At 41.8% G+C, this 17,932-nt stretch carries 15 protein-coding genes; 6 read left to right on the forward strand and 9 right to left on the reverse strand.

Features of this window, described 5'->3' with window-relative positions; translation table 11 throughout:
- Positions 1-44: 44 nt before the first annotated feature.
- The 3 genes from V7K46_RS10240 to V7K46_RS10250 form a co-directional block, all read right to left on the reverse strand.
- Positions 45-656, reverse strand: a complete 612-nt coding sequence (locus V7K46_RS10240; RefSeq protein WP_298920727.1) for an ATP-dependent Clp protease proteolytic subunit — start codon at positions 654-656, stop codon at positions 45-47.
- Between the two features lie 106 nt (positions 657-762).
- Positions 763-1,425 (reverse strand): ATP-dependent Clp protease proteolytic subunit, encoded by a 663-nt coding sequence (locus tag V7K46_RS10245; RefSeq protein WP_335112679.1) that lies wholly within the window; start codon positions 1,423-1,425, stop codon positions 763-765.
- 457 nt (positions 1,426-1,882) lie between these two features.
- A complete protein-coding gene (locus V7K46_RS10250; protein ID WP_335112681.1) occupies positions 1,883-2,755 on the reverse strand; it encodes a D-alanyl-D-alanine carboxypeptidase family protein in 873 nt (290 codons plus the stop codon).
- Between the two features lie 621 nt (positions 2,756-3,376).
- Between V7K46_RS10250 and mnmG the strand changes: the two genes are divergently transcribed.
- The 3 genes from mnmG to V7K46_RS10265 all read left to right on the forward strand — a co-directional run bounded on the left by mnmG (position 3,377) and on the right by V7K46_RS10265 (position 8,778).
- Complete coding sequence (gene mnmG / locus V7K46_RS10255) at positions 3,377-5,299, forward strand: tRNA uridine-5-carboxymethylaminomethyl(34) synthesis enzyme MnmG (RefSeq protein WP_335112683.1); 1,923 nt, start codon at positions 3,377-3,379, stop codon at positions 5,297-5,299.
- 231 nt (positions 5,300-5,530) lie between these two features.
- Positions 5,531-6,892 carry a hypothetical protein gene (locus V7K46_RS10260; RefSeq protein WP_335112685.1) on the forward strand — a complete coding sequence of 454 codons (1,362 nt, stop codon included), beginning with the start codon at positions 5,531-5,533 and terminating at the stop codon, positions 6,890-6,892.
- Between the two features lie 908 nt (positions 6,893-7,800).
- Positions 7,801-8,778 (forward strand): bestrophin family protein, encoded by a 978-nt coding sequence (locus tag V7K46_RS10265; RefSeq protein ID WP_335112687.1) that lies wholly within the window; start codon positions 7,801-7,803, stop codon positions 8,776-8,778.
- 121 nt (positions 8,779-8,899) lie between these two features.
- Here V7K46_RS10265 and V7K46_RS10270 read toward each other — a convergent pair whose 3' ends face one another.
- The gene (locus V7K46_RS10270; protein WP_335112689.1) at positions 8,900-9,520 is read right to left on the reverse strand and encodes a hypothetical protein; all 621 of its coding nucleotides are present in this window, start codon (positions 9,518-9,520) and stop codon (positions 8,900-8,902) included.
- Between the two features lie 266 nt (positions 9,521-9,786).
- Positions 9,787-10,728: a DNA polymerase III subunit delta' gene (locus tag V7K46_RS10275; protein WP_335112735.1), complete on the reverse strand. Its 942-nt coding sequence runs from the start codon at positions 10,726-10,728 to the stop codon at positions 9,787-9,789.
- A 415-nt stretch (positions 10,729-11,143) separates the two neighbouring features.
- On the opposite strand from V7K46_RS10275, the gene V7K46_RS10280 reads away from it, so the two are divergent.
- Positions 11,144-11,698 carry a DUF411 domain-containing protein gene (locus tag V7K46_RS10280; protein WP_335112691.1) on the forward strand — a complete coding sequence of 185 codons (555 nt, stop codon included), beginning with the start codon at positions 11,144-11,146 and terminating at the stop codon, positions 11,696-11,698.
- Between the two features lie 122 nt (positions 11,699-11,820).
- Here the strand turns inward: V7K46_RS10280 and V7K46_RS10285 are convergent, their stop codons facing one another.
- A complete protein-coding gene (locus V7K46_RS10285; protein ID WP_335112693.1) occupies positions 11,821-12,765 on the reverse strand; it encodes a tetratricopeptide repeat protein in 945 nt (314 codons plus the stop codon).
- 247 nt (positions 12,766-13,012) lie between these two features.
- Positions 13,013-13,402 (reverse strand): hypothetical protein, encoded by a 390-nt coding sequence (locus V7K46_RS10290; protein ID WP_335112695.1) that lies wholly within the window; start codon positions 13,400-13,402, stop codon positions 13,013-13,015.
- A 226-nt stretch (positions 13,403-13,628) separates the two neighbouring features.
- Between V7K46_RS10290 and V7K46_RS10295 the strand changes: the two genes are divergently transcribed.
- Entirely contained in the window at positions 13,629-13,829 is a 201-nt protein-coding gene (locus V7K46_RS10295) for a hypothetical protein (protein WP_335112697.1), read from the forward strand.
- On the opposite strand, the gene V7K46_RS10300 is transcribed toward V7K46_RS10295, so the two are convergent.
- Together V7K46_RS10300 and V7K46_RS10305 are read right to left on the reverse strand one after the other, a co-directional pair.
- Complete coding sequence (locus V7K46_RS10300; RefSeq protein ID WP_335112699.1) at positions 13,778-15,538, reverse strand: Rieske (2Fe-2S) protein; 1,761 nt, start codon at positions 15,536-15,538, stop codon at positions 13,778-13,780. The genes V7K46_RS10295 and V7K46_RS10300 overlap by 52 nt on opposite strands.
- Positions 15,539-15,961: 423 nt before the next feature.
- Positions 15,962-16,189 (reverse strand): hypothetical protein, encoded by a 228-nt coding sequence (locus V7K46_RS10305; protein WP_335112701.1) that lies wholly within the window; start codon positions 16,187-16,189, stop codon positions 15,962-15,964.
- 549 nt (positions 16,190-16,738) lie between these two features.
- Here V7K46_RS10305 and V7K46_RS10310 point away from each other — a divergent pair.
- On the forward strand, positions 16,739-17,650 hold the full coding sequence (locus V7K46_RS10310; RefSeq protein ID WP_335112703.1) for an SGNH/GDSL hydrolase family protein: 912 nt from the start codon (positions 16,739-16,741) through the stop codon (positions 17,648-17,650).
- Positions 17,651-17,932: the final 282 nt, after the last annotated feature.

Here is a 17,932-nt window from a genome sequence, read left to right on the forward strand (position 1 = left end):
GTTAGGAATTATTTCTCCCCTGTAACGCCAGCTTCCCCTACTCCCTACTCGCCTACTACTATAGAGGTTCGGTCTTCAATCACACGGTCAATTAAACCGTATTCTTTAGCCTCTTCGGCAGACATGAAAAAGTCACGATCCATATCTTTTTCAATTTTTGCTATCGTCTGACCAGTTTTATCGGCATAAATCCCATTCAGCTGGTGACGAATCCGCAGAATCTCTCTAGCTTCAATTTCGATATCGGTTGCTTGTCCACGGGTGCCACCTGAAGGCTGGTGAATCATAATCCGTGAGTGAGGCAATGCTATGCGTTTCCCTTTGGTGCCAGCTGCCAGCAGGAAAGACCCCATTGAAGCAGCTAAACCCACACAAATAGTCACCACATCTGATTTGATATGTTGCATGGTGTCAAAAATAGCCATGCCAGAGGTGACCATTCCACCGGGGGAATTGATGTATAAATAAATATCTTTACCTGGATCATCTGAATCCAGATACAGCATTACAGCGATAATTTGATTGGCAATTTCATCATCAATATCTCGCCCCAAGAATATAATCCGTTCCCGATAAAGGCGATCGTAGATGCTAATCCAATCTGTATATTGTCCTCCGGGCATCCGGTAAGGAACTTTAGGAACGCCTATAGGCATAATTTGCTCCGTTATTAATAAATTGGGGATGATCGGAGAGTGAATGAGGAGTTAGGAATGAGGAAGGAGTATTAAATAACTCATAACTCATAACTCATAACTGAATTTAAAGGACACTGGCAGGGAGTGGGGGATTTGCGAGTTCTTCTTTCTCAAAAACTCGGTCAATCAGACCGTATTCCTTCGCTTCGTAGGGTGTCAGATATAACAGCCGATCCATATCTTTAATAATTTTTTCTGGAGGCTGTCCGGTGGTATGATTCAAGATATCAACTAGCGCCCCTTTATTTACCAAAACTTCCCTTGCGCGGATTTGAATATCCGTTGCTTGACCTTGGGCATAGCTTTTGGGCTGATGCAGGATAATCGAGGAGTGAGGCAAACTGGCGCGGCAACCTTTTGTACCAGCACTAAGAAGCATCGCTGCCATACCCATCGCAGAACCAACGCAGATGGTGTGGATAGGAGGCTTAATATATTTCATGGTGTCATAGATAGCGAAGGCTTCGGTTTCAAAGCCAATGGGTTCGCCACTATAACCGGAAGTGCCGGTGGAGTTGATATAGATTTTAATCGGCTTTTCGGGGTCGTCGGACTGCAAAAACAGCAACTCGGCCACGATCAATTCCGTGACAGCAGGCACAAGTGGCATCCCAAGATAGACAATTCGCTCCTTTAATAAGAGGGAAGGTAAATCTGGTGGCGGTGTCCGGTAAAAGTTATCGCCGTAATAAGGGGCTTGAACAGCCTTGATGGGGGAAATGTCCATAGCAACTGATCGCCTGAAACTATGCCGTTAACTGTAATACATCCTAGCGCGATGCTAGCGTTCCTCAAGGTGCGGATTTCTCCCTAATGCTTAAGGCGGCTTCGCATCTGCCAATGCTTGGCTTGTCAAGTACCTACACTCAACGCTTGCCTTGAGTGTAAACTTTCGGTTTGATTCGCTGTTGCCTCCTTGTACAAGTACAAATTGGTCGAGGCAATAGCGTCTCTCGTCAATAATAGACGTTTACTAGGTCTTACAGCTTTGCTGGTTCTAATTCCGGTTGTAACTGCTCAGTTAATATATTGATTTGAGTCTGGGTTTGGACAGTCTGCTTCCGAAGTCCCCCAATGGTTCTGGAGAGAATATGTTGGCGTTACTGATAAGCTGTTACCAAAGCTTGCTGAACGATATCCCACTTTTTAGATTAAGATTCCCAAGTTTTCATGCTATCTAACAATTAAAGTGGTGTAATCCAATAAGTAATGCCCCGGATAACTTGTTTGTTAAAACCAAATAGAGGTAAATTCTCTTCAGGTAAACCCACATAAGTCCAATGTGGAACATCATTTTCTACAGTTTGAAACCAACAATTTTGATTAAGAGCTTTTCTTTGTTCTTTACTACTTACGCGTAAATCAATTGCTAATCCCCACAGATGTTGTGAAGTTCCAGGAGGTGCAACCAAACCGAGAATTTTTATTTCTTTGCCCTGTTGAACTTTTGTTAAAATTTGATTGTTAGCATATTTGTACCAAAATCTTAAATTTGTGTTGAAAGTGCGAGTACAATCACCAGAACCATAACCAGATTTTAGCGGGATATGTTCTTGAATTCGCGCTTTATTTAAAGCATCAGCCGCTGATTTTTGTAAGTAACAGTCATTAGTTTTATCAACATGACCCATTGTCAAAGTAGCTTGAAACTCTTGGGTTTCTTGTTCATTAGCAAAAATATCTTTTGGCGGCAGTTTAATCCCAACATCTTGATTTACAAAGACTGCACCATATGTCCGCAATAAAGTATATTCATAAGTACCAGGCTGGGGAATTGTGGGTAATTTCTGGCTAATTGCAGATAAAAAACGCTGCTGCTCATTTAATTTGGGGTCAGGAATAAATGGTTTTGATGTTATCTCTTTAGAGGTATCTTTACAAGCTAATGAATCTGTAGTCAAGCATACATTTAATGGTTGGGCAGTTCTACCCAATTGGTTCTGGGTAATCTCATTACTAGCGACTAAGACAAATATCATCATGATAACTATACTGATGAAAGTTGTCTTTTTGATAACCTTAGTAATAAAATTTTTCTTCCTGATGAGGATTTTCATTTTTAAATAATTGCTTAATTGATTTAAGAATAAAAGTAATCAGCTTATTGCAAATATCTGTTATTGATTAATACACTTTGGTTAAAGCTTGATCCTCCTTGAAATTAAACCCCCTTTTTTAAGGCTTGTCATTACTCACATTTTTGTAACAATTAAAGTGTCGTGTTGACCGACATCCCGCCCAGAGCTTAAGTTCAGCAGATCATAGCAACGAAGTGGGGATTGTCATGTGTAGGTAATGACAAGCTTCTTAAGGGGAGTTGAGGGGATCTTGTGAGGAAAAATATCATTAACACCAAGTGAATTGTGTTATTGATGAATTGAAAACACAGATAAGTCATCGTGTTGATAAATGGTTCTATATAAATTGTGCAATATATCTAATGTATATCCGTAATAAATCAACTTTTTTTGCCTAAATATGTGATCAGCAAACCGGAATATTGCCACAATTGTTAAAAAAAATTATATTTTTTACTGAATACTCAAGTAAAGAAAAAGAAATTTATCTGTAATTGAATAATAATAAATTTGATAACTTTTTTCTCAGAATGTTACATCCATGAAACCACTGGAACAGTTAAAATTGAAAAGAACTCTAAGCTTGCTGATCCTGTAAGTATGACCATGCACAATTCCGTTGAATTCCAAGACGCTTTTGATGTCATAGTCGTCGGTGCAGGTCACTCCGGTTGCGAAGCAGCTCTCGCCTCTGCACGCCTCGGTTGTCGTACCCTGTTATTGACGCTCAACTTGGATAAAATCGCTTGGCAACCTTGTAACCCAGCAGTGGGTGGCCCAGCTAAATCCCAGTTGACGCATGAGGTAGATGCACTCGGTGGAGAAATTGGTAAAGTAGCAGACCGCACCTACCTGCAAAAACGTATCCTCAACTCTTCACGAGGTCCTGCTGTGTGGGCATTACGCGCCCAGACGGACAAGCGCGAATATGCAGCGGTGATGAAAAATATTGTCGAGAACCAAGAAAACTTGACAATCCGCGAAAGTATGGTGACAGATTTGGTGCTGGATGCTAATGATCAAGTCATCGGCGTTGAAACTTATTTTGGTGTAGGGTTCCAATGTAAAGCAGTCATCTTGACAACTGGCACCTTCCTGGGAGGCAAAATTTGGGTAGGTAACAAATCAATGCCGGCGGGACGGGCTGGAGAATTTGCGGCTGAAGGATTGACACAAACCCTAAATCGCCTGGGATTTGAAACCGGAAGACTCAAAACAGGAACTCCAGCACGGGTAGACAAGCGATCAGTAGATTATAGTAAAATGCTAATCCAGCCAGGAGATGAAGATGTGCGCTGGTTTAGCTTTGACCCGGATGCGTGGGTAGAACGGGAACAGATGCCTTGCTATATCACCCGCACAACTGCCGAAACTCATCGCCTAGTTCAGGATAATTTGCACCTGTCACCAGTTTATGGCGGTTGGGTGGAAGCCAAAGGGCCGCGTTATTGTCCCAGTATTGAAGATAAAATTGTGCGCTTTGCTGATAAGGAAAGCCACCAAATCTTTATTGAACCAGAAGGAAGGGATATACCCGAACTTTATATCCAAGGGTTTTCCACAGGGTTGCCAGAAAATTTGCAACTGCATATGTTGCGGACTCTCCCCGGTTTGGAAAAATGTGTAATGCTCCGTCCAGCGTATGCTGTGGAATATGACTATTTACCTGCAACTCAGTGTTACCCCACACTGATGACTAAGAAGATTGCCGGACTGTTTTGTGCTGGGCAGATTAACGGCACCACAGGTTATGAAGAAGCCGCAGCCCAAGGGCTTGTAGCCGGAATTAACGCAGCTCGATTTGTTTGCTCTCAAGAAATGATTGTCTTTGCCCGCGAGCAAAGTTACATTGGGACGCTAGTCGATGACTTGTGTACAAAGGATTTACGAGAACCTTACCGGATGCTTACCAGCAGGTCAGAGTATCGATTGATATTGCGTTCTGACAATGCTGACCAACGCTTGACACCCTTGGGACGAGAAATTGGTTTAATTGACGATCGCCGCTGGGATCTATTTACCCAAAAACAAGCCAATATTACCACAGAAAAGCAAAGATTGCAAGCCACACGAGTCAAAGAACATGATGAAATAGGAATAGCGATCGCATCTAATACCCAACAAGCAATTAAAGGTTCAATTACCCTTAATGACTTGCTGCGGCGTCCAGGATTTCATTATGTTGACCTCGACAGATTCGGATTGGGAAACCCCAACCTCAACCGCGCCGAGAAAGAAGGCGCAGAAATTGACATCAAGTATTCTGGCTATCTCGCTAGGCAACAAAATCAGATTGACCAAATTGCCCGCCAAGCGCACCGCCAATTACCTGGGGATTTAGATTACACAAAAATTGATACTCTTTCCAAAGAGGCACGGGAAAAGCTGACTCACGTAAAACCACTCACTCTTGGTCAAGCCGCACGTATAGGTGGTGTAAACCCAGCGGATGTTAACGCTTTATTATTATATTTAGAATTGCGTAGAACCAAGAGCCAGTCACAGTTTCCAGCGTTAGCTTAACACAAACTTCATAAAGACTGAGTATAGTAGTAGGAAGGGAAATTGGTATGATAGATGACAATAAGTATTAGTGCTGCCATCATCAACAATCCCCAGATTAAAGTTGATTTTAATACCAACGCTCAACCAACTCGTCTCAATTAGACGGCGGATTGGATATTTCATCTGTAATCCTAACTCCCAGGCAGTAGGCGCGGCGTTTCCTCGTCCTAGCAACAACCCAGAACGTCTATGTTACAAGAAGCCAGCACCCGTCTCATACTACCGGAACCATTAGAAGACTTAATCGCCAACGAATCTTGGTCGATAGAAAACTATGCTGATGGTCTAATGGATGAACTCTTTGCCGATATCGACTACATTCTGGATGTTACTGGTAATTTGCCTTCTCAAACCGTTAGGCAGAGTAGGCAGAACAAATCGAGCCAGTCTGTAGCTGGGGTTTCTTCCCCCCAACCTCAACGCCAGTCGCCTTCAGAATCCGTTCCTCTGCAAACAGTTACGATACCGCAGATTATCTTACCGAACACATTGAACCAACCAGTAGAGTCAGTAGCTCAAGATAACCACAAGCAATTGAGTACTGTTGTGTTTGACACCGCCACCCTTAAACCAGTTAGTAGAAAGCCTCAAAAAAGTAATCGTAATTTGGGCAAACTACTGATTGTGGGAACAACTTTAGGTGTGGCGATCGCTGGTATTATCTACCTGGTACAGTCTGGAGTCGTATATCTTTTAAATACCAAATTGCCTGAGTCAGCTCTTCTAGTGCCGCAACCGCAGTCACAGTTGCCAACAAAAACAGAAATTGAGGCAGAGTTGGTTGATTACATGTTGGGAGCGCTGGCAGTTATAGACAAACAAGAAGCAAAAAGCAATCAAAAATCTGGCATACTTGGATTCTCCAGTCAGGCAAATACTAATCAAATAGCCCTTGGGAACGGGCAAACAACTGGTAATCTACCAGCACTTCCACTTCTAGCTAATAATACGCCACTAGCCCCTAACCGCTCTGGAAGCGTTGTTGAGCGCATCTACGTTCCCGTTTATCAAGCGCCGTCGCCAATGCACTACGGGCTGCCGGCGATTCCTGGTACTCCTACATTTATACCACGAATTGCCAGTGCGTTACAGGGATATCAACCTAATGTTGTAAAAAATGCCCTGAATACGGTGCGACAAGCTGCCAAGCCTGTAACCGTCAACATGTTAGCTGCGGCTGTGCAAGCAGAACTCAAACCTGTAGCTGGACGAACTGCACCCATTACCGTGCGGCAAACACCCAACCCTCTGCCTGCATTACCAGTAGTTCCATTACGTGCAGCACTCGCACCATCAGAACCAACTATTACCCATGAACAAGTATATGCGCCAACTGCGATCGCAGATACTCCTGCTAGCACCTTAGAAGGGTTGCTAGAGTTAGGTAACAAATCTGCTGCTTTGTTTAAAATTGATGGCGTGACTCGCCGCATTAACATGGGTGAAAGTATCGGCTCAAGCGGTTGGATACTAGTAGATGTTAGTAATGGTGAAGCTGTCATCCGGCGTAACGGCGAAGTGCGATCGATTTACGCAGGGCAGAAATTGTAAAAGTTCTTTTCTTTGCAACTCTTCTACGCATCAAAATATTGCAATGATAAACGGCTTTGTTGCACATTGCTATCTTGCCTAATTATACTGTTTAACGCAATAGCTGATATAGATAGATAGGTAAAGGTGTACACCTGTACGCCCCTACAGTCAGTTTATGTGTTGCAAAAATTTGGGAAAATTTATCTCGGTAACTTTTGTGGTTTCAATGCCAACTTGGGTAAAAATTATTACTAAATCTTTATGAGGAGAATTGTTTAGTAATAACATATTTTTTTCCAATAAGTCTTTTAATACTAATTTCAACGAACTAGTAATACGAAAATCGAGAGGTTCAGATTCCCAACTCCAATACTTTTGGGGTTTTGGGGGAAAGGGGAATGGGATTGCGGTTTGAATTCACCTTTATCCCTTGTCCTTTAACATGCACCCAGACCAAAATGGAGTAGTTTACGCTTATCTGAAAAGTATTCTTCCCGACTTCTCTAAAAAATCAGAAATCTTTTTGTTTACAAATGATTTAAATAGAAGTGGAGAATCAATGAGCGATCGCAGTTCATGAGGCAAAGTCTACTTACAGCAGGTTTCAAGTTGCCAAAAAGTACTCAATATAATGATAAATGTTGAAAATCATAGTTAAATAAGAAAAATTATTGTTTTAGTTCACCCCAATAGGTAATTGCTTCGTTACAAAGAAAAACCAAATTGATGGTGAAAAATTGGAAGACAGTCATGAATTTACCTACCTCAAGAGGGTTCACAAAAATAAATTTAAATGTTACAAGTATAATTTATGTTGATTAGAGTTGTACGACGGTCGCTATCTGGAAACCTACATCTTGCACTTATCTTGACTTTAGCTAAAAAAGCTAGTTTGCTAATTTCTGTAATCGCCAAACCTTACCAACATGAAACAACCTAACTATTTTAAAAACAATTCCAAAAACTCTTTAATAGACAAATATCACCTTTACAAAGGCGAAAAATTGAACTGGCTTCAAGTAACTCTTCGGCTTGAAAGGTCAATTATTTCTATCATTCTCCCTTGGGTACTTTTTTGTACTGCATATGGTATTTTTATATCATTTTTATATTATTTAAAATTACCAATAGCATTTTCAAATTCAAACAGTATCCTTACTAATGCTGTTTTAAGTTTTAATATTGGTTTTACATTACTATTAGTTTTTCGGACGAATACAGCCCATGATAGATTTTGGGAAGGTCGTCAATTATGGGGAGGTTTAGTTAATACATCTCGTAACTTAACTCGGGGAATTTGGATAATAGTTAAAGATAAGACACCGCAAGATAGAGTAGAAAAAGAGGCAATACTTCGGTTAGTAACTGCTTTTGCAGTTGCAATGAAGTTACATCTAAGATCAGTACCTTTAGACACTCAGTTAGCATCCTTAATGTCTGAAAAACAATATTTACAACTCCAAGATAGCAATCATCCCCCACTACAAATTGCTTACTGGATAGGAGATTACTTGCAGTATCAGCATGACCGGAATTGTCTAAATGTCTATCAACTGACTACTCTACATAACTGCGTAGATGATTTAGTGGATATTTTAGGTGGTTGCGAACGCATTTTAAAAACGCCACTGCCTTTGATATATACTATTAAACTCAGACAACTGTTATTAATTTTTTGTCTAATATTACCTTCAGAAATTGTTAGCTTTTTATATTGGTGGACTGGTATAGTAATGGCTTTTGTAAGTTTTACATTATTAAGTATTGAACAAATTGGCTCAGAAATCGAAGAACCTTTCGGATTTGATCCTAATGACTTACCTTTGAATACGATTTGCAATACAATTTCAAACAATGTTGAAGAATTAATCAGGCTTGCTTCTAAGAATGTTCCTTCTTTTTAAATCTTTAAACAACCTTTACTAAATAAATTCCTGATGAGAGGTGAGAAATTTTTACTTTCTTAATATATAGATAATACTTGGGTTGAAAATGCACAATAAGTAGCCTGTCCTTAGACATCGCTTAATAAATCTTTCGCCAAGATTTTACCGTCTCTTTGCCAATTTCACTATCAATAGTTTGACCTCCTTCCAATAGTAGTCTGATGTCTAAGTTCTCATCTGGAGCCTTTTTCAAAGCAGTGGCTAATTCTTGACTGACAGCAAAGGTGCCGGTTGAACTGTCTAATTGAAAAACTTTTCCCCTGACCTTAAGTAAAAGTTTATCGACTTTCTTGGTAGTAACAAACCTCTGATAGTCATATCTGGGATACACACGACCTGCGGTGTAGAAAGAAGAACTTGCTTGATCCGAATTTACTGTTACCAGGACTCGAATGCTCGAAGGAGTCCACAAACTAATAACTTGTTTTGAATTCTCACGGTACAAATAGCCACCTAAAGAGTTGCGGTCAAAAACCCCAACTAATTCCCCTTCAAAAGGATCAATGATTCTCACGGGTTTCGACCAAGGCACATCCATATCGGGGGACAGTCCTGCTGATTTGACCACTGGCAAATCGCTTGATGCTTTAGCAAGGCTAGCTACCTCTTGAACAGTGAAAGCAGTACAAACTTGAGGAGAAAGCACAGCCAAGCTTGTTCCTAAAAGAAGAACTGGAATTGTCTGCTGTAAGTTAATCATAAGTCAGGGATACAATCTTCAAAAACAATAATCGGACAACCTTTATTAGTCATCCCCTACAAGACTTTTGTTTAAGAGAAGCTTTGGCAATTGAGCAAATCCCAATGTCTTGAGGCGATGTCTGTTGACTTGCCGCATTCTCTACGAAACGCTTTGCGTAGCTTTACTATAATACATTAGTACTAATATGTCCGGTTACTTAAGTAATATTATTTAATATAGCTAAATAGTTTGAGGTTTTTGGGCAAAAATTCATGAATGCGATTTTATTTTTGGTATACAGATAAAAGCAGACATTCCCAAACCAGCCGGGGTTGAGCGTAAGCAAGTAAGTATTTACGAGCTTGTTCTAGCTGGTGAATTATCGTGGGTTGATGCCACTGCTGCCAGTAGAATTGCTGAAGATAATCAACTAACCACAGTTGTGCTTCTGTATCTAAATCTTTATCAATTTTTTTAGCTAACTCCAAGGCTTTGTGGTAGGAAGCAGGGGCTTTTTTCAGGTCTTCGAGTAACTCATGGGGAATAGCTTGTAATTGCTCGTAAGATGCGATCGCACTTCCGGCACTGCCAGCTGCTATACTCAATACTGCCTGATTTGGCAAAATTTCCTGATGACCTGTTTGTGTGAGTACAACAGCCAAAGACTGGGCATCTAAGCGATAAAAAGGAATGCGTTGACAGCGTGACACCAAAGTTGGCAACACAGACTCAGGTGTAGGTGCAATTAAAATTAACGTTGCCTGTCCCGGTTCTTCCAAGGTTTTAAGTAAAGCATTGGCTGCGGCTTCTGCCATTGTTTGGGCTTCTTCCAGTATCACCACATTCCTCGGCGCTTCCAAAGGCGGACGACTCAGAAACTCGGTAATTTCTCGAATTTGCTCTAATCGAATTACAGGCGGTGCTTTACGCTTAAGTCCTTTCTCAGCCGCTTCTGCTGGTGTTAATCGTTGTCCCTGGTATTGGTACGTTGGTTGCACCCACAATAAAGCTGGATGGTTGCCTTGACGCAAACGGTTTTGTAAAGTCGCAGTGACTCCCATCTCACTAGAAAATAGCAATTCCACAAAGCACTTTGCTGCTAAACTTCTTCCTACACCATCTGGCCCCACAAATAGATACGCTGGAGCAACCCGGTTTTGTCTGACAGCCTGAGTGAGTAATTCTATAGCTTGCTGTTGTGCTACGAGTGGTGCAAATGCGTTAATAGTTCAGTACCTTCGTCAAAACAAGAATATGAAAATAGAGGGCTGATGCAGTAGACTTATATCTTCCAGAAGGACAACTTAGAAGCTACAAAATGCCCATGTTCGATATACTAGCACTGTAGCCTCTGGCAATGTGAGAAGGAGAGACGCGCAAGGGACAAGTCGGGAAACCGCAGACGCTCTCTATGAGACGCTGCGCGAACGCAGGCTCGCTACCCCTGCGCTATCGCCCTTGGCGTCTCCCCTTCTCCCATTCGTGAGAGGCTAACGCCAAGGGAGAAGGGCGCACTGCTCCTTTTATGCTGGGAAACCCGTTTACCGCAGTGGCTCCCCATGAGCGACTGCCGTCGCAGAGTGTTTTTGCAGAGAATTTGTTACAACAAATTTCTGGAATGTTGTACTTAGGAAGTCTCAGATGTCGCACAAACAATTTATTTATTGCTGGCAAAAATGGTTCCTTCCCATCTTGGTACGTGCTGCTGTGCAAGTAGTGGTAATGATTTGTCTAACTGTAGGGGTGTTGGGCATCTTGGCAAGCGCTGCTCCGATGAGTCATGCTCAAGCTGTTTTTCCTAGTTCTGTTGCAGGCGAACTAAATGCTACTGTATATCACAGTCCCGATTGTAACTGTTGTGGCGGATGGATTGATCACTTAAAGGCACAGGGTTTTCAAATTACAAACTTTCCTACGCCTGACATCGAAACAGTTAAACAAAAGTACAATGTACCGGATAACTTGTCATCTTGCCACACAGCTATTGTTAATGGATATGTCATCGAAGGACATGTCCCAGCAGATGACATCAAACGTCTGCTTCAAGAAAAGCCAAATATTGTTGGTTTATCTGTTCCCCAAATGCCTATAGGTACTCCTGGGATGGAGATGGGAAATCGAAAAGACCCGTTTTCTGTATTATCTTTTGATCACAACGACTCAGTTGCGGTATTCCATAAGTATCCATCCTCTTGATGTAATCTAACTGCATTCAGAAGATGTTTTAAAAGTGGATTTTCATGTATTTTGGCGATGATAAATCACCAAAAGCTTTTAAAACATCCTTACATTATCTGAATCAGTGGTGGGAGATATTACTAGTTAGAATCAGCTTTGAGCAACTGCGACAAATGACTTAACCATCTCCCAAAATCGAAGTGAGATACTACGATCGCAACATTTTGAGAAAGAAGCTCAATCGCATGGTTACAATCTTGCAGACTTGCATCGAGTCCGATTGCGTGGTAGATTTCGCGGGCATTACAAAAGGCATCCATCGCTTCTGATTCTCGATTGATTTTTTCTAACACCAAACCCAAATTAAACCAGGCGTTTGCTTCCCCATTTCGGTCATCGAGATCCCTTGTGATTTCTAATGAATAGTGATGAAACTCAACCGCTCTTTGGTACTTTCCCAGAGCCTTATAAGCATTACCCAACCCACACAAGGCCATTGCTTCCCCATTGCGATCGCAGATGAATCTTGCCAGTTCTAACCATTGGTGGTAAAACTCAATTGCCAGTTGGTAATCCCCCAATGATTCATAACTATTGCCCAAACTTCCCAAGCAAATGCATTCCCCAGTCCAATCGCCTATTTTCTTCGTTATACTCAACCACTGCTGATAAAACTCAATAGCTTGCTCATACTTGCCCAGGTATTCATAAGTATTACCCAAACTTCCTAAACAAATGCCTTCCCCAGTGCGATCGCCTATTATCCTGGTGATACTTAACCACTGCTGATAAAATTCAATCGCTCGCTGATATTTGCCCAGTGATTGGTAAGCGTTACCCAACCCAGACAAAGACTTGGCTTCCTCGAAGCGATCGCCTATTTCTCTAGCTATATCCAACCACTGCTGATAAAACTCAATTGCCAGCTGGTACTCCCCAATTGACTGGTAAGCATTCCCCAAACTTCCTAAACAAATGACTTCCGCATTGCGATCGCCTGTTTCTCTGGCTTTGTGCAAGCACTGCTCTTCAAACTCAATGGACTCAATGCTATTTAGGCTTTCGGATCTAATTACTTCTGTCATTCTCTATAGAAAACGAAATTTTTGGTTGATGGCTGTTGATTATACAATTTTCTGTGGCCTCAACACTAGAAGTGCAACTTATATGCACAACTTCTCTCAAAATATAAAAATTGTTCTTCAATATCAAATTTTATTTTATACACAGAGATTGCTGTGTATAAAAGGCTTTTATTTATATTAGTAACAAGCGCCCGAATATAGGATATTGAGAAATTTAGCTTTCTAAAAAGAGACAAGAAAAACCAAATCAATCAGCAGCTGCATAATCAGGCAATGCTTTGAGTTGCAAATTAACAGCACTTAGATAATTTTGGTCGTTTAAAACTTGTGATGGTAATTTATTTGCATTAACAGCAGCTTTCACCAAATCTTTTGCAATAATATTTCTGTTCTGAGTTTCAAATACTAGGGCTTCTCCACTAGGAATCCCGTGTTGCTTCAGACCTCCCTGATAAGCAAAACTAACTAGATTAAAAGGCTGGAGGTAACTAACAGAAGTAGAGTTCCTGGATAAATTGTTAGAGTTAATAGCTATTTCGCTGCTGCTGATAGTAGCTGTTTGAGCGCCAGCGATTCCAGGTACAAGAGTAATAGAAGCAAAAATAAGTGCAGAATTTATTAAGGTAACAAGTTTCATCAGGCTATTCTTTGGTAAAATGCGATCGGTGTTCTTTAGTAATAGAATCCTCTTTTTTATTAATCTCAACTTCCTTCAGTCAGGTCACCTGATCGGTTGATATATGACTCACCCAAAAGGGTGAGCTAATTGAGGGGCATAAAGAGCAATGGATACTCCCGAAACTCCACACACAGAAGATATGGGTTGAAATTTTCAAGTACTTAACTGAGGGAGTTGAACATTTATGCAATTTTTAATTCGCCTCTTGAGTTTCCCTAATCAGCAAGAAAAACAAGATTGGAAATCTAGTTACAAAGCAGAAATTGCCGCGATCGCACAAATTTCTGCATTAGGCGATCGCAGCAATTATCGAGTCTTCCCAGATGAGCTAAATTACGATTCCTCAAATAGGCGATCGCCTTTATGCAACCGATCAGCAATTTGATAGGTTTGCCCTTGCGATCGCATCGTGGGCGCGTGTGCTGCTAAATAACGAGCAGCAGCAACTAGTACATGAATACCAGCAGTTTCACCCAGCAGCGAGTATTGTCTAAAAGCTGCTTCCATTTCCTGAATTACATGAAACTCACGATTTTCACGCAGCATCAACTTACCCAACATTGCCATCAGTCGCTTAACACAGCCGCCATTGTACAAATAATCAGCAACCAATTTACCTGTTTGATTTACTTGTTGTTGGCGATTTAATAAATCTGGTAGTTGGTTGAGCAATTCTTCAGGATTTTGAGCAGAGTCTTTTGGTTCTGGAAGTCGTGCTGGTGGCACATTCAAAAAACGATTCAGATATACACTCATAGCAGCATCAAACACACCTCGTAGTAATTCAAGCGTTGGCACTCGTCGCAATCCTTGATGCACTGCATTGGCAAAAGTGAACGGATGGTGCGCCGAATTCCAGTCGCCAAAGTCGTTGTTAGTGTGGAAGCGGGCTACCCTAAGTGCTGCTGTGTAAGTAACTACACTTGCCAATTGTTCTTCAGTACAACCAGCTTCCAAAGCAGTCAGAAGAGAGTTGGTAATTTTCTGTGGGTCTTCCCCTAACAAAATCGGCACTAATTCTTCCTCACCTGACCAAGTTCCTTGTCGAGGTCGTCCTGTTGCCAAAGCCGTAGGTAACTGCTCAAAGGCAGATTCTAGAATTGCTACTAAATCCACAGGGTAGCGCCAAGAATTGGACTCTTCCATGCGGTCAGCAGTTGCTAAACCAGAAACTAGACTCGCCAAAACTGACTCTGCCCTTTGCCAACCGACAGCATCCAGGGCTTCCAGTGCCTTGTTAATGAAGTCGAGTGCATGACCGCTATCGATAAAACGGTGGTCTGTGGCAGATGTGAACAGCATGTCTGCAAGTTGCTCAGAATTAGCTCCCGCCCGAATTGCAGATACCAAACATCTCTCTGCTGCTTCACTATCCCGCACCTCAACAAACTGGCAAAACCAGCTTTTGAGGGTATCTAGGTCAACAGTAGAATTGGGCAATGGATGAACTACAAAGTGAGGTGGCGCTCCAGCACTATCATTAGCTACTGCTGAAAGTCCTTGGAAAAGAGCGCGGGGTTTGTCTTCTGCATCTAGATAAGGTAGCAAATTCATCATGCAGGTGTGGATGGTTAAGCCTGTACCCCAGCCTGCTTTGTTGTAACGAGTGCCAAATTCCAGTCCCACCTGAAATGGTTCGGTAAAATCTGCCCCCATATCCAGTAAAGCGATCGCTGATTTGGCAATAACTAACGAAATACTTTGTTCTAAACCATCTTGAAGACGTTGGCTGTGGTGGGCGTGGAGGTCAACTGGGGGATCTAAATTTACCCAAACTTCCCCATCGCGGATTTCTACACCAAAGGAGGGAACATCATCCGCCCAAGAGTCAAATGTTCCGCCACTAGCGAGATCGAAACGGGCATAGTGCCAAGGGCAAGTTACAATGCCATCTTTGCAAGTGCTACCGTGGAGCGGAAAGCCCATATGCGGACAACGGTTATCAATTGCATAGACTTTATTGTCTGAGTAAAACAGAGCAATGGTGTGTTTTTCGCTGCGAACCAACAAACTACCTGCTGCTTGAACATCTGCAAATTTAGCAACACGGATGTATTTGTCTGTGTGAGTTGGGGCTGCAAATTTTTGAATCATTTTAGTTTCCCACAAAAGTGATGTAAAAACTCCTACTACTACTCTGGCGAACTTTCAACGGTTTGAGCAACGATTTAAGTCTAATTTTTGTTAACTATAGTCATTTGTTAAGAAAAGTTAGCCACCGCCTTATCGGTTATTGATGACGAGGTTACAAGGCACAACGCCACTGCATTACACCAATTTTAAGTTAAGTAGTTTTTATGTATTTGAACCACATCTGTCGTAGGGGCACAGCATTGCTATGCCAGTAGAGCGTGGTCTATTTACCTGAAAATAGCTGTAAGTAGACAAAAAGACCTAACCCGCTACTCCCTTCCCTACGTTCGCGCAGCGTCTCGAAGAGAGGAAAGGGGGAAATTTAAAGCTTCTCTCTTTGAAAGCTACCGTGTACACACAAGTCTTTTAGAGTTGCTGCGTAGGTTAATTTTTACAGGTCGATGCATTGCCATTGTAAGTCGATACATTAGCATTGTAAGTCGATGCATTGCCATTGTAAGTTGATGCATTGCCATTGTAGGTCGATACATTGGCATTGTAGGTCAATACATTGGCATTGTAAGTCGATGCATTGGCATTGTAAGTCGATGCATTGGCATTGTAAGTCGATGCATTGCCATTGTAAGTCGATGCATTGCCATTGCAGAGCAAGATTTAGCGCAGCTTTAAGAACAATACAGTTCAGTTAAGTATTTTTTCCTTCTCTTTGCGTCCTTCTCTACGAGACGCTACGCGTAGCTTGCTTCTCCGTAGGAGTATGCGTCCTTGGCGGTAGCCTGCGGCAAGCCCTCCGGGTTCAGCAGTCGCTCATGGGGGAAACCCCCATCGCCCTTGGCGTCTCCCCTTGGGAGAAGACCGCGCTGCTTCACCGCTTTGCGTCTACGTTAAAAAAATTGACTTTGACAAAGAGTTTTAGCCTTAACCCAAGCGTATTGAGCTTTAAAAGACTTGTGTACACCACTATAGCCTTGAAGGAGAGAGGAATGGAAGCAAGGTCTGCGTGTGGTTTATTCATGTGAAAACTGCATTAAGACAATTGGCAAAATCCACACCTGAAAGTATCCGGTTTTGCTCACCACCTCTGAAGCTAGCTTGTTAGCTTAGAGAAGTACTCAATTGCAAGCTCAATCTTTACTCACAACAATAATCATCAACAACAGTTGTAAAAACTGTAGCCTTTAGGCTTTGCAGAAAAGTTTAATGCCAAAAAAAAAGTGGTTTTTAACAACGGGACTTGCTCTCCTAATTTTTATCATGGTTGTAGCGGCAAAATTTATGGATAAAACTCATCCGATTACAGAACTCTACGTATTTGGGGACAGTCTTTCAGATACAGGGATGGTATTTCGGGCGACAGGAGGAATGTATCCACCTAACCCAACTTACTATCAGGGGCGTTACTCGAATGGTCGGGTTTGGATTGAGTATCTTGCCGAAAGCCTCCATCTTTCCTCCAAGCAAACTAACAATTTTGCTTACGGAGGAGCAACTACTGGCAGCGTTGGCAACAGCTATGTACCTAGCTTGCTAAATCAAGTGCAGTCGTTTACTCAGACACATCAAAAGACGAATTCAGATGCTTTGTATGTGCTGTGGGCTGGGGCAAATGATTATTTGCAAGGGGTAAGCAGTGCAACTGTTCCTGTTAAAAATTTGACAACAGCCATCAACTCTCTAACTGATGTGGGTGCTAAAAAGATTCTGGTAGGAAATTTACCAGATTTAGGACAGTTACCTGCCACTAGAACCAGTACGAATTCTGTGAATCTTAGTGCATTAACCCAAGCACATAATCAAGGCTTGAGGCGATCGCTCAAAATCCTAAGTCAACAGCATTCCGATCTGGAGATTGTGGTATTAGATGCCAACACCCTGTATCGAGATGCGATGTCTGCGACGGGCTACGCCAACGCAAATCCGGCAGCCTTTAACTTTACCAATGTCACCACTCCATGTCTGTCTGGCTCTAGCATCTGTAGTAACCCAGACCAGTTTTTGTTCTGGGATGGCATTCATCCGACGGCTGCGACTCATCGCATCATCGGGAAAACTGCTTTTTCAACAATTCAAGAGGCAGGGATGATTAATCCGGGTTTAATGTTGGTTCCCTAAGTTACTTGATTATAGGACTTATGCACTGTACCTATGTATCGTGATGTGAATTAACGATGCATAGGTTGTTTCAGGCTTTTCTTAATTATCCTGCAATCGGAAATAGACCATGTTGTAGGGGCACAGCAATGCTGTGCCCTTACGAAAGATGTGGTTTTTAAACTAATTCATATTTTGCATTTTTTGTCAATGCGTAAATCCTAGATCAGTTTTTGCAGGCATAAAACTCTTTGTGTCACAAATGTTTTAGATTACAGCGTTTTTCATCTATTTGAACCACAA

It is taken from the genome of Nostoc sp. (assembly GCF_036917395.1).
Lineage (GTDB): Bacteria > Cyanobacteriota > Cyanobacteriia > Cyanobacteriales > Nostocaceae > Nostoc.

Bases quoted from the DNA above. Each gene is read 5' to 3' on its own strand.
- V7K46_RS10240 (WP_298920727.1), bottom strand. From the start codon at position 656: ATGCCTATAGGCGTTCCTAAAGTTCCTTACCGGATGCCCGGAGGACAA.
- V7K46_RS10245 (WP_335112679.1), bottom strand. From the start codon at position 1,425: ATGGACATTTCCCCCATCAAGGCTGTTCAAGCCCCTTATTACGGCGAT.
- V7K46_RS10250 (WP_335112681.1), bottom strand. From the start codon at position 2,755: ATGAAAATCCTCATCAGGAAGAAAAATTTTATTACTAAGGTTATCAAA.
- mnmG (WP_335112683.1), top strand. From the start codon at position 3,377: ATGACCATGCACAATTCCGTTGAATTCCAAGACGCTTTTGATGTCATA.
- V7K46_RS10260 (WP_335112685.1), top strand. From the start codon at position 5,531: ATGTTACAAGAAGCCAGCACCCGTCTCATACTACCGGAACCATTAGAA.
- V7K46_RS10265 (WP_335112687.1), top strand. From the start codon at position 7,801: ATGAAACAACCTAACTATTTTAAAAACAATTCCAAAAACTCTTTAATA.
- V7K46_RS10270 (WP_335112689.1), bottom strand. From the start codon at position 9,520: ATGATTAACTTACAGCAGACAATTCCAGTTCTTCTTTTAGGAACAAGC.
- V7K46_RS10280 (WP_335112691.1), top strand. From the start codon at position 11,144: ATGTCGCACAAACAATTTATTTATTGCTGGCAAAAATGGTTCCTTCCC.
- V7K46_RS10285 (WP_335112693.1), bottom strand. From the start codon at position 12,765: ATGACAGAAGTAATTAGATCCGAAAGCCTAAATAGCATTGAGTCCATT.
- V7K46_RS10290 (WP_335112695.1), bottom strand. From the start codon at position 13,402: ATGAAACTTGTTACCTTAATAAATTCTGCACTTATTTTTGCTTCTATT.
- V7K46_RS10295 (WP_335112697.1), top strand. From the start codon at position 13,629: ATGCAATTTTTAATTCGCCTCTTGAGTTTCCCTAATCAGCAAGAAAAA.
- V7K46_RS10300 (WP_335112699.1), bottom strand. From the start codon at position 15,538: ATGATTCAAAAATTTGCAGCCCCAACTCACACAGACAAATACATCCGT.
- V7K46_RS10310 (WP_335112703.1), top strand. From the start codon at position 16,739: ATGCCAAAAAAAAAGTGGTTTTTAACAACGGGACTTGCTCTCCTAATT.